Source organism: Pseudoalteromonas sp. Z1A8 (assembly GCF_011378855.1).
Taxonomy (GTDB): Bacteria; Pseudomonadota; Gammaproteobacteria; order Enterobacterales; family Alteromonadaceae; genus Pseudoalteromonas.
On sequence record NZ_WTLB01000003.1, the window covers coordinates 1 to 20205 of the forward strand.

General features: G+C 39.4%; 17 protein-coding genes. 2 read left to right on the forward strand and 15 right to left on the reverse strand.

Going from position 1 to position 20205, the window contains the following annotated elements:
* Positions 1-120 precede the first annotated feature (120 nt).
* From GQR55_RS01815 to GQR55_RS01880, 14 genes are all read right to left on the reverse strand, one after another.
* Positions 121-3207: a ligand-binding sensor domain-containing diguanylate cyclase gene (locus GQR55_RS01815; protein ID WP_166419231.1), complete on the reverse strand. Its 3087-nt coding sequence runs from the start codon at positions 3205-3207 to the stop codon at positions 121-123.
* A gap of 37 nt (positions 3208-3244) precedes the next feature.
* Entirely contained in the window at positions 3245-3730 is a 486-nt protein-coding gene (locus GQR55_RS01820) for a phosphatidylglycerophosphatase A (protein ID WP_024596288.1), read from the reverse strand.
* The gene (gene thiL, locus GQR55_RS01825) at positions 3727-4701 is read right to left on the reverse strand and encodes a thiamine-phosphate kinase (RefSeq protein ID WP_166419232.1); all 975 of its coding nucleotides are present in this window, start codon (positions 4699-4701) and stop codon (positions 3727-3729) included. The genes GQR55_RS01820 and thiL overlap by 4 nt, the downstream gene beginning before the upstream one ends.
* 46 nt (positions 4702-4747) lie before the next feature.
* Positions 4748-5158, reverse strand: coding sequence for a transcription antitermination factor NusB (nusB, locus tag GQR55_RS01830; RefSeq protein WP_024599862.1), 411 nt, complete (start codon positions 5156-5158; stop codon positions 4748-4750).
* 15 nt (positions 5159-5173) lie between these two features.
* Positions 5174-5638, reverse strand: a complete 465-nt coding sequence (gene ribE / locus GQR55_RS01835; RefSeq protein WP_166419233.1) for a 6,7-dimethyl-8-ribityllumazine synthase — start codon at positions 5636-5638, stop codon at positions 5174-5176.
* Between the two features lie 100 nt (positions 5639-5738).
* Positions 5739-6851, reverse strand: coding sequence for a bifunctional 3,4-dihydroxy-2-butanone-4-phosphate synthase/GTP cyclohydrolase II (gene ribBA / locus GQR55_RS01840; protein ID WP_165727309.1), 1113 nt, complete (start codon positions 6849-6851; stop codon positions 5739-5741).
* Positions 6852-6880: 29 nt separating this feature from the next.
* Positions 6881-7534: a riboflavin synthase gene (locus GQR55_RS01845; protein WP_166419234.1), complete on the reverse strand. Its 654-nt coding sequence runs from the start codon at positions 7532-7534 to the stop codon at positions 6881-6883.
* A 27-nt stretch (positions 7535-7561) separates the two neighbouring features.
* On the reverse strand, positions 7562-8686 hold the full coding sequence (ribD, locus tag GQR55_RS01850) for a bifunctional diaminohydroxyphosphoribosylaminopyrimidine deaminase/5-amino-6-(5-phosphoribosylamino)uracil reductase RibD (RefSeq protein ID WP_166419235.1): 1125 nt from the start codon (positions 8684-8686) through the stop codon (positions 7562-7564).
* Between the two features lie 3 nt (positions 8687-8689).
* Positions 8690-9139: a transcriptional regulator NrdR gene (nrdR, locus tag GQR55_RS01855; protein ID WP_006794272.1), complete on the reverse strand. Its 450-nt coding sequence runs from the start codon at positions 9137-9139 to the stop codon at positions 8690-8692.
* Between the two features lie 104 nt (positions 9140-9243).
* Positions 9244-10500: a serine hydroxymethyltransferase gene (gene glyA / locus GQR55_RS01860; RefSeq protein ID WP_024589760.1), complete on the reverse strand. Its 1257-nt coding sequence runs from the start codon at positions 10498-10500 to the stop codon at positions 9244-9246.
* A 269-nt stretch (positions 10501-10769) separates the two neighbouring features.
* Complete coding sequence (thrC, locus tag GQR55_RS01865) at positions 10770-12053, reverse strand: threonine synthase (protein WP_165727305.1); 1284 nt, start codon at positions 12051-12053, stop codon at positions 10770-10772.
* Between the two features lie 11 nt (positions 12054-12064).
* Positions 12065-13000 carry a homoserine kinase gene (gene thrB / locus GQR55_RS01870; RefSeq protein WP_166419236.1) on the reverse strand — a complete coding sequence of 312 codons (936 nt, stop codon included), beginning with the start codon at positions 12998-13000 and terminating at the stop codon, positions 12065-12067.
* A gap of 9 nt (positions 13001-13009) precedes the next feature.
* On the reverse strand, positions 13010-15427 hold the full coding sequence (thrA, locus tag GQR55_RS01875; RefSeq protein ID WP_166419237.1) for a bifunctional aspartate kinase/homoserine dehydrogenase I: 2418 nt from the start codon (positions 15425-15427) through the stop codon (positions 13010-13012).
* A gap of 228 nt (positions 15428-15655) precedes the next feature.
* Complete coding sequence (locus GQR55_RS01880; RefSeq protein WP_166419238.1) at positions 15656-16024, reverse strand: response regulator; 369 nt, start codon at positions 16022-16024, stop codon at positions 15656-15658.
* 352 nt (positions 16025-16376) lie between these two features.
* Here GQR55_RS01880 and GQR55_RS01885 point away from each other — a divergent pair, with 352 nt between their 5' ends.
* Positions 16377-18146: an ATP-binding protein gene (locus GQR55_RS01885; protein ID WP_166419321.1), complete on the forward strand. Its 1770-nt coding sequence runs from the start codon at positions 16377-16379 to the stop codon at positions 18144-18146.
* 113 nt (positions 18147-18259) lie between these two features.
* Entirely contained in the window at positions 18260-19177 is a 918-nt protein-coding gene (gene rdgC, locus GQR55_RS01890; protein ID WP_024589755.1) for a recombination-associated protein RdgC, read from the forward strand.
* 679 nt (positions 19178-19856) lie between these two features.
* Here rdgC and GQR55_RS01895 read toward each other — a convergent pair.
* Positions 19857-20093: a YgjV family protein gene (locus GQR55_RS01895; protein ID WP_002962663.1), complete on the reverse strand. Its 237-nt coding sequence runs from the start codon at positions 20091-20093 to the stop codon at positions 19857-19859.
* Positions 20094-20205: the final 112 nt, after the last annotated feature.

Genomic DNA, 20205 nt, shown 5'->3' on the forward strand with positions numbered 1-20205 from the left:
AATTCTACAAAAGAATTCGGATTCTTACATACCTAGAAGATCGTTCAAGTGCTATTAACTATTTCTTAAATGATCGGCATTAGAGCCTAGGCTCCTTTTTTAATGTCTAAATATTGCTGATCAGCGCATCCACACTTTAATATCAGCTAGGCCATTGCTTTGTAAAATACCTAATTGTTGATCAACGTTAGAATTTTGTTCAAACTCAAACGCATCAAGCTGATCATCAAACGTAATATTTGCAACACCATCACCACCGCGCTTTTTAACTTGGTGCAATGAAATATCAGCTAAATTAATAGATGTTTCCCAGCTAATTACCTGCCCACCCAAAAGTGGTAACGGATAGAATGACCAACCAATTGAAGCCGTGATATTAGTTGTTTTTCCATTTGGTAATTGAAATGAATTAGCCGCTATTACTTTACAAAGATCTGAAGCATAGCTGTCTATTTTATTACATTTAAAGTCACGTAATAATAGTAAAAACTCATCACCACTCCAGCGTGCAACATAGTCAGAACCCTGTGTACGCGAGTTTAACAATGCAGCCATTTGCTGTAAGCAGCTATCACCTGCAATTGGGCCATAAGCATCGTTAATACGGCTGAAGTTATCAAAGTTAATAATTACCAGGACCAGTGACTTACCTTGTGCCTGCAGCGACTGTGAATTACGTTGAAAGTGCTCAATATCTTTAGGAAGTTGATCAAACAAAAAGCGACGGCTACGCAGCCCCGTTAGCTCATCTGAGTGACTCACTAATTTAAGCTGTGAATTCACTTGGCCTAATTTATCATTAGCTTGACGAAGCTCTAAGGTACGCTCGGTGATCAAGCCCTCTAATGCTTCTTGTTTTCTACGCTCTTGCGCTCTAAACACCCAAAAAATAAGGTAGAAAAGCAAAATAAAACCACTGGTAATTAAAAGCCTAAAGTAAATAGTTTCGTCAAAGCGCTCAGGCACTACAAAACCGTATTCTACATCTTGCGCTTTAGTCCAATCTTCACCTTGGCGCTTCGCTTCTAATTGAAACAAAAACGAGCCTGGTGGCAAGTTAGTATAAATAGCTTCACGTCGCGTATTAGCATAGCGCCAGTCACTATCTAAGCCACTTAGTTTATATCTAAATTCAATACTGTTTGGTGCATAGTAATCAATAGCTGTGTAAGTTAGCGTTATATCACGCTCGTCTGTTTCTAATGATGGTTTTTTACCAAGCGCAGCGGTAGTTAAATGACGAAGTGGCGTTGTTATTGTTTCTATTGTAGGCTTTAATGCAAGCACACCAAATAGCTCAACATTTTTAGGTATTTCAACAACACCTTGTAAGCTTGGGTACCAAATAGAATTGCCGGTGTCTGCTACCGCATCATGACCAAGTCCACTACAACATTGATTTGCTTTACCATCGAGTTGGCGGTCAAAAGATGAAATAACCTCTTCTACTTTTAAGCTTTTTATCTCTGTTTTAAATTGCTCTACAGGCATTCTGTAAACACCTTTCATGGTACTTACCCAAACATGCTTTAATTTTTCATCATATTCTAGGCTAAATATAGACCCATACGGTAAGCCATTAGCTGCATCGAGTTGACGCCACTGCCCTTGCGTACTTCTGTAAAAAAGCCCATCGTTAAGAGAGCCGATTAAAATACCCACACCATCTATATGGAGCACGCTAGTTACGTATGCGCTTTCAAGTGTTGTTTGGTCGCCAATTTTTTCAATGCCGCGGTCTGTAAAGTAATATGCCCCTTTACTAGTACCAATCACACCAAAGTTTGTTTTATCTAATACGTAGGTAATAAACTTACTACCTAAAAAAGCGTTATAGGCAAAAGGCGTTAAACCAGCATAATTTAATCGATATAAACCGCGTCCTGTGCCAATCCAAAAACCGCCTTTACTAGAGCGACTTATTGCAAATACCGGGTTATCGCGAAGCGCTCGACCTGGAACGGTATAGAGTGTCTTGTTTTCAAAAACAAATAAGCCACGTCCTGTAGCTATATATAATCGTTCACCATCAAATTGTAGATCGTGTACTGACGCGTATCCATATTTACTACTTGGGACTAAATTAATAAAACTTTTATCTAAATCGAAATAACCAATGCCGCTTTTATTCGCCACCCACAGTTTACCATCGGGTGCTTGGCTAATGGCCATAACAGATTCGGTCATATCTGAAACCGCAGAATGCCTTTCCACTCGCCCTTCATGAGCAAGCCATAAACCTTCACTAAAACTTGCTAACCAAACGTTACTTTTATCATCTCTAAAAATATCAGCAAACCATATACTTTGATCAAGCTGGCTAGGCTCAACCCACTGCCACTCACCGGTTTTATCTCTGAATAATAAGCGTCCATAGGTCGAAACCCACAAGCCACCATCGGTATCACTCATAAACTTATAAACGGCTGAGTTATTTGCATTAGGTAAAGGAAAAGGTCTTAGCTCGTCATCCAAATCTAAAAAGTATGCACCTAGCTCAGAAGCTATATACAAATTACCATTTAAAAATGATAAATCGTGCACTATGGTTTGCGCTAAGCGCTCTGGTAACGATATTTTTGCGGTAAGCTCTAAACGTAGTTTAGAAAAATCAGATGAGTTTTTTGTAAGGCGTAATAAATGACGATCGTTAACCAGCCAAATACCTTCAGGAGAGAGTGCCATTTGGCTAACAGAGCCCACAATTTGGGTAATTACGGTAGCATTAACAATAGGTAGGGGGCCATTTACTTCAGTGCGTAAATCAACTTGCCCTCTATCTACATAGTATAAGCCGTTGGCCGCAATCCATATACTGCCTTTAGAGTCCTCAAGAATATCTCTTACAGGACCTTTGATATTAAATTCTTGTGCTGCAAATGTGGCAGGGTTAATAACCACCAAACCACTTTTAGTACCTACCCATAACAAGCCACTAGAATCGACTAAAAGCTTATTAACCCCATTACTAGGCAAGAATGGGCTATTTTGCGTGTTGTAGTTTGTAAATGTTGTACCATCAAAACGGCTTAAACCAAATTGAGTACCAAGCCACATATATCCTTGCTGGTCTTGTACTACGCTTTTAAGCGATTGTGATGGCAAACCATCTTTTATATTCCATTGCTTAACTACGTAATCAGTAATTGAAGCCCAACTTGGCGTCGCGCACAACATAAGTACACAAACCAGTAAAAATCGCATCATATTGCTGCCACCTAGTTAAACAAATCAAATATAAAAATTAAAAGGGCAATAAACCCACTTTTATTAACGCTTGTAAACATATAAGCGAAAAAATACCCGCAAGTATATCGTCGGCCATTATACCTAAACCACCATGTACTCGCTTGTCTAGCATACGGATTGGGCCGGGTTTTGCTATATCAAAAAAGCGAAATAACAAAAAACCTACGAGTAATGTTTGCCAGCTAAGTGCTGCGCCAATCATGGTAATGTAATAACCCGCCACTTCATCCCATACAATAGCAGGATGATCGTGCACGCCTAAATCATCAGCCGTTTTACCACACGCCCATATACCAAATATACTGATCACTACGGCAAACACAATTTGCAGCCATAGTGGGTAATACATAGTCATAAAAATAAATGGTAGTGCAGCAAATGTACCAAATGTACCAGGTGCTTTAGGGGCTAACCCAGTACCAAAGCCCAGACCAAAAAACTGGTGTGGACGCTTTAAATTAAACTTGCGGTTATTGTTCAAACCAGCTCCTTTGCAAAATGCTCAAAACCCTGCGGTTCAAAATCAAACTTTTCACCGTTGTGTAAAAGCTCAATTTGGCCATCGCCACTCTTAATTTGGCCTATGCATGTTGCATCTACCCCATACTGGCGTAGTTTTATATCTAACATACTTTTATTGCTATCAGGTACAGTAAAAATTAATTCGTAATCATCACCGTAACTTAGAATAAATGGAAGCTGCTGATTAAAATCAAGGCTTGCTTTCATTGCATCTGAAGTCGGAATACTTTCAATATTGACCACTGCATTTACTTGCGACATATCAAGTATATGGCTTAAATCAGCGATTAAACCATCCGATACATCAATAGCGGATGATGCAAGGCCTCGTAATACCTGCCCTGCAGCAACTCGGGGAGTTGGAAAATCAAAGCGTTTATTTACGTACTTTAAATGCTCTGGCTCAATACTTATACCTTGTTTGCGAGACTCAATTGCAAGTCCAGCGTCACCTAGCGGACCCGTAACATAAATCCAATCACCCACTTTTGCGCCACTACGGCGAAGTGCAGTACCTTCGGGTACAGTCCCTTTTGCGCAAATAGTGATGGTTAATGGACCCTGAGTAGTATCGCCACCTATAATCTGCACATTAAAATATTCAGCAATCTCATGCATGCCATCAGTAAACTCTTCAATCCACTGTGGGTCAATACTTGGCAAAGTTAACGCAACTGAAACCCACGTTGGCTCAGCGCCCATGGCCGCTAAATCACTTAAATTAACAGCAAGCGCTCTGTGGCCTAATGCACGAGGGGAAATATCATCAAAAAAGTGTACGCCAGCAACAAGAGTGTCTGTTGTAACGGCAAGTTGGCAGTTTTGTGGAACGGTTACTAAAGCGCAATCATCCCCTATACCTAGGTTTACATCACGGCGGGTGATCCCGCGACCTTTAAAGTAACGGTTAATTAATTCAAATTCCTTCATACACAAAAAAGCCGGCCTATGCCGGCTCCCCTCTTTAACGGATTACTTACTTGCGTAAATGCTTAACAGCTTTATCAAGTACACCGTTTACAAATTTATGGCTGTCTTCAGCGCCAAATATTTTGGCCAGCTCAATACCTTCGTTGATAGCAACTTTATAAGGTACATCGTCACGGAATTTAAGCTCATAGCTGCTTAAACGTAAAATTGCGCGCTCAACCATATCTAAGTCATTAAACGGACGTGTTAAATGTGGTGATACAGCTTCGTCTAGTTGCTTATAATTTACAGCAACACCTGTCGCTAGATCTTTAAAGTATTCAACATCAATTTTAGTAACGTCTGTTTCGATCAACATTTGTTGTTCGATATCGGCAATTAAATTGCCACTTATTTGCCAAGAATAAACGGCTTGGAGTGCTAAGATACGTGCTTTACGTCTTGCTGCTGGTTTCACAAAAATTCCTTAAACTTAAATTTTATCTAACACATTAACCATTTCAAGCGCGCCTAAAGCAGCTTCGCCGCCTTTATTGCCCATTTTGGTGCCAGCACGCTCAATTGCTTGCTCAATGCTTTCTGTGGTTAATACGCCAAATGCAACCGGGATATCATACTCAAGTGATACTTGCGCAAGACCTTTGTTTGATTCGCCAGCAACTAGGTCAAAGTGTGGTGTACCACCTCTGATCACTACGCCTAATGCGATGATTGCATCATACTCTTTTTTTTCCGCAACGCGTTTAGCCGCTAAAGGTAATTCTACCGCGCCTGGTACATAAATAACGGTAATGTCGTCATCAGATACGCCGCCAGTGCGTTTTAGCTCATCAACAGCACCTGCAAGGAGGCTGCTGCCAATAAAGTCATTAAAACGAGAAATGACAATGGCAAATTTCTTGCCTGGAGCGTACTTATTACCTTCAATAATTTTCATTTGATAACCCTAAAAATAAGTTTAAGCGGTTGCGATTGCGCAAAAATTGCTGCGCATCATACCATAAAAATAAAATAATAGCCTAGTTTAAGCGTGATGCTTATTGTGGCTCAATGTAATCAACAACTTCTAAATGAAAGCCCGAAAGTGCATGATACTTTTTAGGGCGACTCATTAAGCGCATCTGTTTAATTCCCAGATCTGCAAGTATTTGCGAACCTACGCCAACAGTACGAGATGTACCTTTGAATTTACGTGGCGTAACGCTTTCGCCAGCATCAGCTGCTGCGAATGCTTTTACAGTTGCCTCTAACTCTTCAGTGCTTTCCTGCTTACCTAAAATAACTAAAGCACCTTCATTTTTAGCAATATAAGCCATTGCCTCAGAAAGGCCCCAGCTGCGGTCAGCACTTCTGTCTGAAAGTAGGATATCGTTAAAAGTGCTTTGCAAATGTACACGTACATTTGTCGGTTCTTGCTCTTTTATGTCGCCATTAAGCAATACGTAATGTAATTGGCCGTCAATTGTGTCTTTATAAGTCACTAAATCAAACTCACCGTGAACAGTAGGCAACTTACATTTTGCAACTTGTTCAATTGTCGTTTCATTTAAGTTACGGTATTCAATTAAGTCAGCAATAGTACCAATTTTAATATCGTGCTCTTTCGCAAACACTTCTAAATCAGGGCGACGCGCCATGGTGCCGTCAGCATTGAGTATTTCAACAATAACTGATGATGCTTCAAGCCCAGCTAAACGTGCTAAATCACAGCCAGCTTCAGTATGTCCTGCGCGAGTTAATACGCCACCAGGTTGTGCCATAATTGGAAAAATATGACCAGGCTGAACAATATCAGTTGGCACTGCGCCTTTTGCTATAGCCGCTTGCACTGTGCGCGCTCTATCAGCAGCAGAAATACCAGTTGTAACACCTTTTGATGCTTCTATCGACATTGTAAAGTTAGTCGAAAATGCAGCACCATTGTTTTTAACCATTAACGGTAAATCAAGTTGCTCGCAACGATCTTGCGTCATGGTTAAACAAATTAAACCACGGCCATGGGTAGCCATGAAGTTAATAGCTTGTGCGCTAATATGCTCAGCAGCTATTATTAAATCGCCTTCATTTTCTCTATCTTCATCATCCATTAAAATAACCATTTTACCGGCTTTAATATCATCGATGATTTCTTGTGCGCTGTGTAAATTCATAAATTTGCTCGTGTAAGTTATCAGTTTCGTTATTTAATAAAACCCGCTTTAGCGAGTAAGCTCATCGAAATATCAGAGCCCGTTGGTTGCTCCGCACCTTTTATAAGGCGCTCTAAATAACGTGCAATTTGATCGACTTCTAAATTAACCTGAGTACCTACTTTAAAGTGAGCAATTGTGGTTTGCTCACTCGTATGTGGGACAATTGTTAATTTGAATTTATTACCTTCTACAGCGTTTACTGTCAGGCTTATACCATCAATACATACCGAACCTTTGTACGGAATGTATTTCATTAAATTTTCGTCAGTTGTAAGCCAGTATTCTGTAGCTCGAGCATTTGCTGCAATACTTGTGATAGTCGCAATGCCATCAACATGACCTGATACTAAATGACCGCCTAAACGCGAAACAGGTTGCATGGCTTTTTCAAGATTAACCGTTTGCCCTAAAGCATAGTGAGCAAAACCGGTTAAACCAATCGTCTCGTTAGATAAATCAGCACTAAAGCCGTCAATATGTTTATCAACTACGGTTAAGCAAACGCCATTAGTTGCAATGCTGTCGCCTAGCTTTACATCTTTCATATCAAGATCAGCACTTTGAATGCGAATAGCTAAGTCGCCTTGTTTTTTTTGTAATAAAGCAATTTTGCCTGTGGCTTCTATTATTCCAGTAAACATAGCGCTACTCTTTTTTATTAAGTGGTTTTAATGAGCTTTTAACGCGGTGATACGTAAATCGTCACCAATGCGCGCACATTCATTAAATGTTAAATCAACGGTGTTTTGCATACTCGTCAATTCAGGAAAATTAACTAAACTTTTTGCATCATGGCCCATTAATTTAGGCGCCAAATAAAAAACAAACTCGTCAACTAAATCAAGCTCTGTCATTTTACCAGCAAGTGTTGCTCCGCTCTCAAGCCAAACATTATTAAACTGCAGTTGCCCAAGCTTTTCTAAAACAGCCTGTAAATCAACTTTACCGTTACTTTCACTTACTTCAATATGCTTTACAAAATGCGGCCATTGCAGGAATTTATCAACCTTAGTGGTAAATATAATTACATCACTTTGGATTTTAAATAAAGCAAGGTCAGGTGTTAAGCGATTTTGAGAGTCAATTATAACACGCACCGGTTGACGAAGTGGTAAATCGGTAGGTAACGTGCAAGGCAACTCGCTTAGTCGCACGTTAAGTTTAGCATCGTCTACTAATACAGTATCTGCACCTGTTAAAATAGCGCAGCTTTGCGCTCGGTATAATTGTACGTCTTGGCGAGCAGCGGGACTTGTGATCCACTTACTTTGCCCATTTTTAAGCGCTGTTTTACCATCTATGCTTGCTGCCATTTTACAGGTCACATAAGGTAAGCCTTGTTCCATTCGCTTAAAAAAGCCAATGTTAAGTGCGCGAGCTTGTGATTCGAGTAACCCATAAGCAACGTCAATACCGGCATCGCTCAGTATTTTAAGACCTTTACCTGCAACTTGTGGGTTTGTATCAACCATAGCGGCAATAACTTTTACTACCCCTGCGGCTTTTAAACCTTCAGCACACGGTGGCGTACGCCCATAATGACTACACGGTTCAAGCGTTACATAAGCCGTTGCACCTTGTGCATTATTCCCCGCCATAGCTAACGCGTTTACTTCAGCGTGCCCTTGGCCTGCTAATTGATGAAAACCCTCACCAATTATTTGATTATTTTTAACTAATACACAGCCAACATTAGGATTAGGTGTTGTAGTAAACCGCCCTTTTTTGGCAAGTGCTATGGCGCGTGCCATATACATTTCGTCATGTTCGGTAAAAATAGTTTGGCTTTGCATTTATTACTCCCCTAAGCGGGCAATTTCTTCGCCAAATTCGCGTATATCTTCAAACGAGCGATAAACAGAAGCAAATCTTACGTACGCAACTTTATCGAGTTTTTTAAGTGCTTCCATAATACATTCGCCCACCAAATGGCTTGAAATTTCTCGCTCACCCGTTGCGCGTAGTTGTGATTTTATTATATTTACAACTTCATCTACTTGCTCGGTACTTACTGGGCGTTTTTCGAGTGCGCGGTTTAAGCCATTTAAAAGCTTATCTTCGTTAAACGGTTCCCGGCTGCCATCTTGCTTAACAACGCGAGGCATAACCAGTTCAGCGCCTTCAAATGTAGTAAAGCGCTCGTGGCAATCGTTACATTCACGACGTCTGCGAACTTGATGGCCTCCGCCAACAAGGCGTGAGTCAATTACTTTAGTATCTTTTGCGGTACAAAATGGACAATGCATAACTCGGTACTTCCGTTTTAAAACAAAAAAGACCGCTAAATAGCGGCCTTTTATCTTAGCAAAAAACTAAACAGTTGTGATCTAAATTACTGCTGCTTATGCAATTAAGCGTATACAGGTAATTTTGCACAAATAGCTTTTACTTTTTCTTTAACTTGCGCCTGTACAGATTCATCGGTGATGTTATCTAGTACGTCACAAATCCAGCCAGCAAGCTCTTTTGATTCTTCTTCTTTAAAACCACGACGAGTGATAGCAGGAGAACCAATACGCAAACCAGATGTTACAAACGGTGAGCGTGGATCGTTTGGCACTGAGTTTTTATTAACTGTGATGTTAGCGTTGCCTAGGGCAGCGTCCGCATCTTTACCAGTGATATCTTTGTCGATTAAATCAAGTAAGAATAAGTGGTTTTCAGTTTTGTCAGATACGATTTTGTAGCCACGTTCTTGCATAACTGCAACCATTGCTTTTGCGTTTTTAACAACTTGTGTTTGGTATACTTTAAACTCTGGTTGAAGTGCTTCTTTAAATGCCACTGCTTTTGCTGCAATAACATGACATAAAGGACCGCCTTGGCCACCAGGGAAAACAGCGCTATTAAGCTTTTTGTAAATAGCTTCGTCGCCACATGCAGAAATAATTAAACCACCACGAGGGCCTGCAAGTGTTTTATGCGTAGTTGTTGTTACAACGTGTGCATGAGGAACTGGGCTTGGGTAAACGCCTGCCGCAATTAAGCCGGCAACGTGAGCCATATCAACAAACAGGTAAGCACCTATTTTATCAGCAATTTCACGGAACTTAGCCCAATCAACAATACCTGAGTACGCTGAGAAACCACCAATAATCATTTTTGGTTTATGCTCAAGTGCTAGCGCTTCAACTTGTGCGTAATCAATTTCGCCCGTTGCTTCATCTAGTCCGTATTGAATTGCATTGTAAAGCTTACCAGAGAAGCTTACGTGAGAACCGTGAGTTAAGTGACCACCATGAGCTAAGCTCATACCTAATACAGTATCGCCTGCATCTAACAATGCTAGAAAAACAGCCGCATTTGCTTGCGAACCAGCATGTGGCTGTACGTTAGCATAGTCAGAACCAAATAATTCGTTAGCACGGTCAATTGCTAATTGCTCAACAACATCTACATGCTCACAACCGCCATAATAACGTTTGCCTGGGTAACCTTCTGCGTATTTGTTTGTAAGCTGTGAACCCTGCGCTTCTAGTACGCGTGGGCTACAGTAGTTTTCTGAAGCGATTAGTTCGATATGCTCTTCTTGGCGAGCAGTTTCTTTGGTTATCGCGTCAAATAACTCTGGATCAAAATCCGAAATATTCATGCTACGTTCTAACATTGGGGTCTCCTAGGGCAACGTGTATGGTGTTTTTTAGAGGCTTTATTGTACGCTTTAAACGACTCTTTGCCTACGCTCTTAAGTTGAGGATATTTAAACAGGGATTGAAACTATTTCACAGCTCTTTTAAGATGATATTTTTTTATAAAGCCATAATAATTTTAAATGAATTATATTCACTACATTTAATTAGTAAATATAACTAAGTGTATTCATCCGTATAAAGTTATAAAAAAAGCGGCTCAAGCCGCTTTTCCTTTTAATTTAACTTAGCCTAATTTAGCGAGCATTTCGGTACGTAACTCGTCGTAATCGGCGTTCATATCGCTTGCTAGGCATGGTTTTGCTAGTGCATCAGCAAGTGGTTTTGGCATACCTAATTCAATATTTAGAATACCCTCTACGCTTTCTTTAAACTTAGCAGGATGAGCTGTCGCTAAAAAGATACCCGCTGCACCAGGTGCCCGATTTTCAACAAGACCTTGGTAAGCAATAGCAGTATGAGGCTCCGCAACATAGCCAGTTTGTTGAATTTTTTTCATCACGGCTTGCGTGTCTTGCTCGTTTACGCTTGTTGAATAAAAATTATCGTAGCTAAACCAGTTATTATCTAACATTGTTTGTACACGCGGCCAATTGTTTGGCTTACTTACATCCATCGCATTTGAAAGCGACTCAAGCGTTGCGTTTGGCGTCCAGTTTTTATCAAGCATAAAGCGCGGCACAGTATCATTTTGATTTGTTGTTGCACTTAATTTGCCAACAGGTAAACCAATAACCGCACCAATCATTGCGGCGCACACATTACCAAAGTTACCACTAGGTACTGATATATGTGCTGTTGCGCGTTTTTCTTTTGGTAGCTGTGCGATGGCTTCAAAGTAGTAACAAACCTGAGCAACTAAACGGCTAATATTAATTGAATTAGCTGAGTTAAGCCCAAGTGTTGATTTAACTTCTTCATCTAAAAAGGCATTTTTAACTAGCTCTTGGCAATCATCAAAGCTGCCCTCAACTGCGTAACAATGAATATTGTTACCTAGCGTAGTAAATAGCTTTTGCTGAGCAAGTGAAATTTTGCCTTTAGGGTATAAAATAACAACATCGATATTTGGTTTATTGTAAAAAGCATGCGCTACAGCTGCACCGGTATCGCCCGATGTTGCTGTTAAAATAGTTACTTTCTCGTCTTTGTTAAACTGCGTTAAACACTCTGCCATAAAGCGACCACCAAAGTCTTTAAACGCAAGTGTAGGACCATGAAACAACTCTAAGCAGTATGTATTCTCTTCAACTTCCACCAGCTTAACTGGAAAGTTAAATGCATTTTTAACCATTTGTGCCACAGTGTCGCTTGGCAGCTCATCACCAATTAGGTGAGATAATATTTTACCACTGCGTGTAACAAAGTCCATATCAAGCAATGCATCAACATCGGACAGTGGGGCAAGGGATTCAGGGAAAAACACACCTTGATTACGACCCAAACCTGTTTTTACGGCTTCAACGAACGACACTTTTTGTGAGCTATCTTTTAAATTATGTAATTGCATGACTACCTATCCTATAAAACTGTTAATTGACGCGTGCCGTCGTTATCTAATTTACAAATGTGGCAAAAGCCTTGCTCGTTAATGTAATTGGTTTCTAACCACTGCGCGCATTGCTGTGCAGCTTCAAGTGTTTTACACACACTAAATAAGGTTGGTCCTGCGCCCGAAATACTGACTATTTCAGCGCCCAGCGCTGGCAAGCTTGCTTTGGCTTCACTAAAGCCTTTTATAAGCGGTGCGCGGTAAGGTTCTGCTATTTCATCTTTCATTATGCTTAGCGCATCGTCAAAACGATTAGTTAACAGCAAGCTACTAAATGCCGACAAACGCTGAGCAAACTCAACACTTGCATGCATGCTCAACTCTTTTGGTAAAACAGAGCGCGCTTTTGCTGTATTTAGCGAAAAACCAGGAAACGCAGCAACGTAGTACCAGTTTTCATCAACAGGCAGTGCAATCGATTTATCAGGGATTAAATCACCGGTTAATTGCAAACCACCTAAATAACATGGCGTAATGTTGTCGTAATGGCGACCACCGCTCACTACAGCTTCAAAGTCAGCCATAAGCTCAATAAGCTCAACCTGACTTAAATGAGTTTTTGCAAACTTATCAAGGGCAGCAAAAGTAGCCACGACCGAACATGCACTAGAGCCAAGCCCTGAGCCAATTGGTAAGTTCTTTTTAAGCTCGAGCTTTACGCTTGGCATAGTAGGCGCAACATGCGCTCTAAAATGCACTAAACACTGGTACGCTAAATTCTCATTCGCATCACTTGGTAACTTATGAGCGTACTCGCCTGTGCAAATAAATTCGTCGCTTGGTGCTGCGCTTACAACGGCTACATCACCTAACAAACTGCCATCAATTGGCGCAAGCGCTGCGCCAAGTGCATCAAAACCCACTGCAAAATTACCAATAGACGCCGGAGCATATACTTCAATCATAACGAGCTCCTAGCGCGATAACGTTTTTAAAATATCAGCAAATACACCCGCGGCTGTTACTTCCGAGCCGGCGCCATAACCACGAATTACAAACGGACGTGGCTGGTAGTATTGGCTTAAAATGGCCAGTGCGTTTTCACCATCACGAATGACACTAAGCGCATGCTTTGCATCTACCGCTTCAATACCTACTTTACAGTGGCCTTCTTTAATTGTGCCTACATAGCGAAGTACCCTACCCTCACTCGCAGCGCTTTTGATACGGTCGTTAAAATCAGCATCTAAGCTTGGTAGTTTTGCCATAAACTCATCAACGCTATCACCTTGTGCAAAACCTGGTGGTAATACAGACTCAACTTCAATATCGCTTAGCTCTAATTTCATACCGGCTTCGCGAGCAATGATCAATAACTTACGTGCTACATCGGTACCCGATAAATCATCACGAGGATCTGGCTCAGTAAAGCCACTTTCTTTGGCTTTAATAGTTGCCTCAGAAAGTGATAAACCATCTTGAAGTGCGCCAAACATATACGAAAGTGAACCTGATAAAATACCGCTAAACTCTAATAACTCATCACCGGCACCAAATAATGACTGTAAGTTGTCGATTACTGGTAAGCCTGCACCTACGTTAGTTTCGTATAAAAATTTGCGATTATTTTTTTGTGTTGCAGCAATTAAATCTTGGTAATACGTGTATGAGCTCGTTGTTGCTTTTTTATTGGCAGCAACCACATGAAAGCCCGCATTTAAAAAGTCTACATATTGCGCAGCAAGTGCATCCGACGATGTACAGTCAACAAGCACAGGATTTACTAAATGATTTTGTTTAACAAATTGCTCTACTAGTTTTAAATCAAACGCCTGCTCAGATGAGGCCAATTTTTGCTGCCAATCACTAAAAGCAATGCCTTCACTATCTAGGTGTAATTGACGAGAGTTAGCAACACCATACAAGTTAAGTTTAATATTACGTTTTTCTAGCCACGCTTGTTGGCGCTCAAGCTGATTAATAAGCTCTTGCCCTACTAAGCCACAACCTAGTAAAAACACATCAATTGATGGCACATGCGTAAAGAAGTTTTCATGGCATATTTTAACTGCGTCGTTACACAGTTCGCCGTCAATCACGGCTGAAATAGCACTTTCAGTAGAATCTTGCGCAATGGCAACAATGTTTACTTGAGCTTGTGCAAGCGATGCAAAAAACTTAGCTGCTAAACCACGATGCGCGCGCATGTTATCACCTACTAACGTAACAATCGCTAAATTGCGCTGTACTTGTACAGGTTCAATAAGTCCAGCTTGTAACTCTAGTTCAAACGCAGTTTGTAGCGCATCGAGTGCAAGTGCTAAATCAGTTTCATGTACACAAAAGCTAATGCTAAATTCACATGATGACTGTGTAATTAATACTATTGATACGTTATCGTGAGCAAGTGCATTAAATACCTTAGACGCCATGCCCACTTTACCTTTCATACCTGGGCCTGAAACAGTTAGCATTGCAAGGTCTTGTAAGCTCGAAAGCGCTTTTACTGGCTCATCTGACGAATAATCGTTACCAATTAATGAACCTTGTGCGTCTGGATTATGTGTATTTTTAATTTCGCACGGCACACCCGCTTTAGCACACGGCAGTATTGTTTTAGGGTGAAGTACTTTTGCACCAAAGTAAGAAAGCTCCATCGCTTCTTTATAAGATAAAAAATCTACTTTAGTCGCTTTTTTGATGTAACGAGGGTCAGCGCTATATACGCCATCAACGTCAGTCCAAATTTGGCAAATTTCAGCTTCTAAACATGCTGCTGCAATTGCTGCTGAGTAGTCTGAGCCATTACGGCCAAGCGTTGTAAGCTCACCTTTATCATTACTCGCTGTAAAACCAGGCATGATATAAATAGTTGCAGGGTTTTCTTTAAGCACAGCTTGAAAGCGAGCTTTACTTGTTACTAAATCAGCCTCGGCGTCGATATAACCGCCAGTTGAAGCGATACAGCTTGTTGCTTCTAAGTATCTTGCATCGTGCGAGTTCAATAAAGCCTGCATTAAAGAAACACTAACGCGCTCTCCAAAGCTAATTACAAATGCGCGAACTTGATCGGGGCAACATTGTATAAGTGATACGCCATCTAGTTTATTTTTAAGCTCACCCAAATTTGGCCAGTGTGCAACTACCGCACCACTTTCTTCAACGTTAGCTTTCAAACCTTCACAGCGGCTTACCAATGCTTGCCATTGTTGACTAAAATCTAACCCTTGCTCTGCAGCACTTGCAAGTGCAACTAAGGAATCGGTCATTCCACCGGGAGCAGAAAGTACCAAAAGCATTTCATCTTTTAATTGTGCTTTAACTAGCTGAGCTACCTGTTGTAAGCATGCATAGTCGGCAAGCGAAGACCCACCAAATTTTAAAACTCGCATTGTTTATGTTCCTCATCCCATAAAACGAAAAAAGGCCTGTGTTCTAAGTGAACACAGGCCTTTAAATTTGTTGCACCGACCTATGCCACTATCCAGTAAGAATGATGGTTGTAATAATAATGGTCAGTACGCGATTAATTGTTTTCATATGTTAAGACTGCCTTAACAAAGGCTATGCTGTCAACCCTAAATTAAAAGATAAAACAGCCTTTTTAAACATGAAAAAACCTAATGAATGCCAAATTTATGCAATATTTCATTCAAGCTTGATTTGTTAATAGGTTTATCAATAAAATCAATTGCGCCAAGTTGGGCGACTCGTTGCTTCATTTTTTCTTGTATATCGGCAGAAATAACTAAAACAAAGCACTCTATTTTTTCTGTTTTTATAGTCTCGAGCACTTGTATACCATCAACTTCAGGCATGGTGAGATCTAAGCACAATAAATCAAAGCTTTGTGCTCGTAAAAGTTCTAGAGCGTGCGCCCCATTTGTAGCTTGTTGTATTTCTGCGTCTATACATTCATTTAAACACCGCACGACTTGTTTACGGGCGACTGTTGAATCATCACAGACTAATATCGAGAATTTCATCATGTTTACTACTATACAACCATCAAAGTTATTGAAAGACCGCCCTCCTTGCATTTTATACACTTTAACACGTTCCTAAATACTCAACACATTAATAATTTAATACCATGATAAATATAGAGTAAGTCCGTATTAAATAAAAATCGAAATCAAATATCAGCTAAAGTGATAATAGTTAACATGTAACAAATAGACTACTTTATAGCTTAGTTTAATTACTTTGGTACTACACGCCTATTTTTTAGGTTTATCTTATTAAATTTTAAGTTTTTTATTTATTTTTAGAGGTTTATTGACTAACTTTTAAGTAACTACCGTAACGTTATAAAAATAATAATGGATGAACAAGTCACTTATGTTACAAAAGAGCCTTTCTAAGAAGTTACTAACTAGCGTTTTGTCCGTTTATTTTTTACTTACCTTTGTAGTGACTTGCGGACAAGTGCTTGCTGAATACGTTAATACTAAAGATTACATTCGCAATGAACTCAGTACCTTGCAAAAAACATTTAGCCGCAGCTTAACGCGTGCTATTTGGGAACTTAATACCAAACAAACAATTACAACGGCAGAAGGTCTACTCGCCATCCCTATGATTGAAGGGATTATTGTTCGTGACGACAGTGGCGAAATTATTTCACAGTTAGGGCGATCACTTGACATACACAAGCTATACAATCAACAACTTGTTCAAGAAGAAGTTATTTTAGAAGATACTAAATCGGGTTTATTTGGTTACACTTTTCCACTTATTTTTGAATTTTCAGGACGCGCAACCCAAGTCGGTGACGTTACGCTATTTTCTAGTCGTGAAGTTGTATTTAGTCGCATTATGGTATCAATCTATTTTTTGATTGGTAATGCGATGATCAAAACAACATTTCTGATCATTCTGTTTTTAATGGCATTTAGAAAACTCCTAACAGAGCCTTTAACTGAACTCACTGAACAACTAGAAAATTTAGAAATAGATGAGCTAGAAGGCCAGCACATAGAAATAGAAACAGAAGAGCATAACGAACTAAAAGTAATGGAGCAGTCGTTTAACAAACTAATAGATAAAGTAGTTCAGTATAGAAAAGAACTTGAGCATACCCAAAAAGAACTCATTATTAGTAACGAAAAGCTTGACCATCACAACATACAGCTTGAACAAGACGTAGCTCGTAAAACATCAAACTTAAGCCAAGCAATGATGGATTTACAGCAGCAAAAGTACGAACTCGAAAAGCAAAAAATTGTACTCACGGAAGAAATTGATTTACGCCGAAGTACAGAGCAAGAGTTAATTACAAAACAAACTGAATCTCAGCGCTACATAGAAGAGTTAAGCCTTGCACAGGAACGTTTGTTAGGCACAGAAAAAATGGCTGCGCTAGGCGGGCTGGTGGCAGGTATTACGCACGATATAAATACCCCCATTGGCATTGGTGTAACGGCAATCTCGTTTTTACAAGAGCGTTTAAATAAACTCGAAAATGCTTATACCGAAAAAACGCTTTCGCCAAAAGCACTAGAAGAATTTATTAATGAGGCCAAGCAAAGTGCCAGTCTTTTAACAACCAATTTAGATAGAGCTTCAGAGCTTATTGCTAGTTTTAAACAAATAGCGGTCGATCAAGCTAGTGAAGCAGTAAGAACCATTAACTTTAAAGATTACGTTAACGAAGTAATACGCTCACTGCACCCACAACTAAAAAAGACATCCCACACTATAAAATTAGAATGTCCTGATGATTTAGTTTTAAATTTACCCGCAGGCGCTATAAGCCAAATTTTTACTAACCTAATTATGAATTCACTCATTCATGGCTTTGAAGGTAAAAGCAACGGTGTTATGGATATTAAAATAAGCGCTGATGACACTAACTTAACTATTGATTACAAAGATAATGGTAACGGTGTTACCAATGAGCAATTGAAAAAGCTCTTTGACCCATTCTTTACGACTAAACGAGATGAAGGCGGTAGCGGATTAGGCACCCACATAATGCTTAATTTAGTCAAGCAAACCCTTAGTGGCTCTATTGATGCAACGAGTGAACTAGGCAAAGGCTTGCGTTACTATATTCAATTTCCAAAGAACATGGCTAAGCCTCTGCCTATTTTTGATAAATATGAATAAATAAAAGTACATGCGTTAAATTTGTTCATATTCAACAGTAACAAATCAGTCATTTCGAGATACTGTTTTTATTGCTATGATTGTACAAATTTTTCAAATGGATTAATTCCCCTATGTGGTTTAGTAACCTTATTTGTTACCGCTTTAAGCAAGACGTTTCATACACTCAAGAAGATTTTGACAAAGCATTAGAGCAAGATTTATTTCGCCCATGTACGGGCCAAGAGCTTGCTACATTTGGTTGGACAAAAGCGTTTGGAAAGCATGGCGATACGCTATCGCATTTTTCTCAAAAAAGTATTTTAGTTTGCGCTAAACGTGAAGAAAAAGTACTTCCGGCTTCTGTTATTAACGAGCTAGTCGCTGAGAAAATTGATCTGATAGAAGCCGAAGAAAACCGCCCTGTTAAAAAGAAAGAAAAAGACGAGTTAAAAGAAAACATTCTTCATACTCTTCTACCTCAAGCATTTAAAAAGTCGAGCTTACAATTTGCTTTTATTGACCAAGAAAACGGTTGGGTTGTTGTAAATAGCGGAAGCTTTAATAAAGCAGAAGAGCTACTGGCATTACTTCGCAAATCGCTAGGAACGCTTCCTGTAGTACCTGCGTTTGCTAACTACGACCTAGATGTATTTTTAACTGATTGGTTAACTAACTTTAGTACACCAGAGGGCTTTGCTATTGGCTCAGACGCTGAGCTTGAAGAAGCTGACGACAGCGGCGCACAAGTAAAGCTTAAAGGCCATGACCTATCATGTGATGAAGTAAAATCGCATTTAGAAAGTGGTAAACGCGTAACTAAACTTGCCCTTGATTGGCAAGAACGCCTTAAGTTTATGCTGCAAAACGATGGTTCTATCAAACGTTTAAGCTACTCTGAAACTCTAAAAGAAGAAAACGCAGATATTCCTAAAGAAGATATGGCTTTAAAACTTGATGCTGACTTTATTTTAGCTTCTGAAGAAATAAAGCAATTACTTGAAGAACTAACTGCAGGTTTAGGTGACGTTGAAGATTTAGAAAAAGCGTAAATACCTAAATACCAACCTACATAAATATTTAAGCAATTTAACAAATTAAATAGCATATAAGCAGGTTGGTATAACAGATAAAAATCCGATAGCAGTTTACTGCTATCGGATTTTTTTATGAAATTTAGAAGCACTTATTTATATATTTACACCAATTCCATTAAGTATGTGATCTAAATTTTACGCCGAAAAAATAATTCAGTTCTAGGCGTAAATTGATATAAATGGTTGTTCCCTTTGCGAAATTTACAACAAAGAAATGGGTTGTTTTAGCAAGTAAAATAGATCAGCTATTTATTGGAATTGGTATTATTAACCGCGAACAGAGTTTATACCAATCTGCTTATATACGGGTCTATTTAACGTTGAGAAAATTACGCTAGAACTAGGCGAAAATTTTTGTATCTAGTTGTTCTAAATAAAAAATTTTTAACGACGTTATAGTGCAATTTAATTCGTTAAATTGATCAAAGATTTATGCAGGTTGGTATTAGCTAACGAATGACGTATTAAAACCTAAGGTAATCATCTTTTAAGTAGGAGATTAAAGCATGGTTCAGAGGTAAGTTATGTAGAGTGATATGAGATTATCTATATACGCATCAAGCTGGACTGCACAAAAACTGAAGTTTTTGATTTTAATTAAAACCATTAACTTACTTTGTGCAGATAACTTATTTTAGCTTTTAGCGTCTTCAACTTTAGGTTGGCGATATATTTTTATAATGTGGTATAAATTTACAAGCGACAATAAGCCGTTGGTAAAAATAACAGGCACTGCGCCAATGGCAACACCGTATGCAGTAAATACAATACAACCAAACATGTTGTACCAACGTAGTTTTACTACATCTGTCATTGTTAACGATGCAACCAATAAAGCTGATGCAATATAACCTAAATATTCCCAACTCAATTGTTCTCTCCTAGCCTTTAGGTTAGCATTACATGTACTGCTATCTTATGGCACTTGTAAGTATTGCAAAGTTACAACAAAATAAAAAAGCTAACCTGCTTAAAAAACCTGA

Excerpts from the sequence above, each read along its gene's own strand:
- GQR55_RS01815 (WP_166419231.1), bottom strand. The coding sequence starts at position 3,207 with ATGATGCGATTTTTACTGGTTTGTGTACTTATGTTGTGCGCGACGCCA.
- thiL (WP_166419232.1), bottom strand. The coding sequence starts at position 4,701 with ATGAAGGAATTTGAATTAATTAACCGTTACTTTAAAGGTCGCGGGATC.
- ribE (WP_166419233.1), bottom strand. The coding sequence starts at position 5,638 with ATGAAAATTATTGAAGGTAATAAGTACGCTCCAGGCAAGAAATTTGCC.
- ribBA (WP_165727309.1), bottom strand. The coding sequence starts at position 6,851 with ATGAATTTACACAGCGCACAAGAAATCATCGATGATATTAAAGCCGGT.
- GQR55_RS01845 (WP_166419234.1), bottom strand. The coding sequence starts at position 7,534 with ATGTTTACTGGAATAATAGAAGCCACAGGCAAAATTGCTTTATTACAA.
- ribD (WP_166419235.1), bottom strand. The coding sequence starts at position 8,686 with ATGCAAAGCCAAACTATTTTTACCGAACATGACGAAATGTATATGGCA.
- nrdR (WP_006794272.1), bottom strand. The coding sequence starts at position 9,139 with ATGCATTGTCCATTTTGTACCGCAAAAGATACTAAAGTAATTGACTCA.
- glyA (WP_024589760.1), bottom strand. The coding sequence starts at position 10,500 with ATGTTAGAACGTAGCATGAATATTTCGGATTTTGATCCAGAGTTATTT.
- thrC (WP_165727305.1), bottom strand. The coding sequence starts at position 12,053 with ATGCAATTACATAATTTAAAAGATAGCTCACAAAAAGTGTCGTTCGTT.
- thrB (WP_166419236.1), bottom strand. The coding sequence starts at position 13,000 with ATGATTGAAGTATATGCTCCGGCGTCTATTGGTAATTTTGCAGTGGGT.
- thrA (WP_166419237.1), bottom strand. The coding sequence starts at position 15,427 with ATGCGAGTTTTAAAATTTGGTGGGTCTTCGCTTGCCGACTATGCATGC.
- GQR55_RS01880 (WP_166419238.1), bottom strand. The coding sequence starts at position 16,024 with ATGATGAAATTCTCGATATTAGTCTGTGATGATTCAACAGTCGCCCGT.
- GQR55_RS01885 (WP_166419321.1), top strand. The coding sequence starts at position 16,377 with ATGTTACAAAAGAGCCTTTCTAAGAAGTTACTAACTAGCGTTTTGTCC.
- rdgC (WP_024589755.1), top strand. The coding sequence starts at position 18,260 with ATGTGGTTTAGTAACCTTATTTGTTACCGCTTTAAGCAAGACGTTTCA.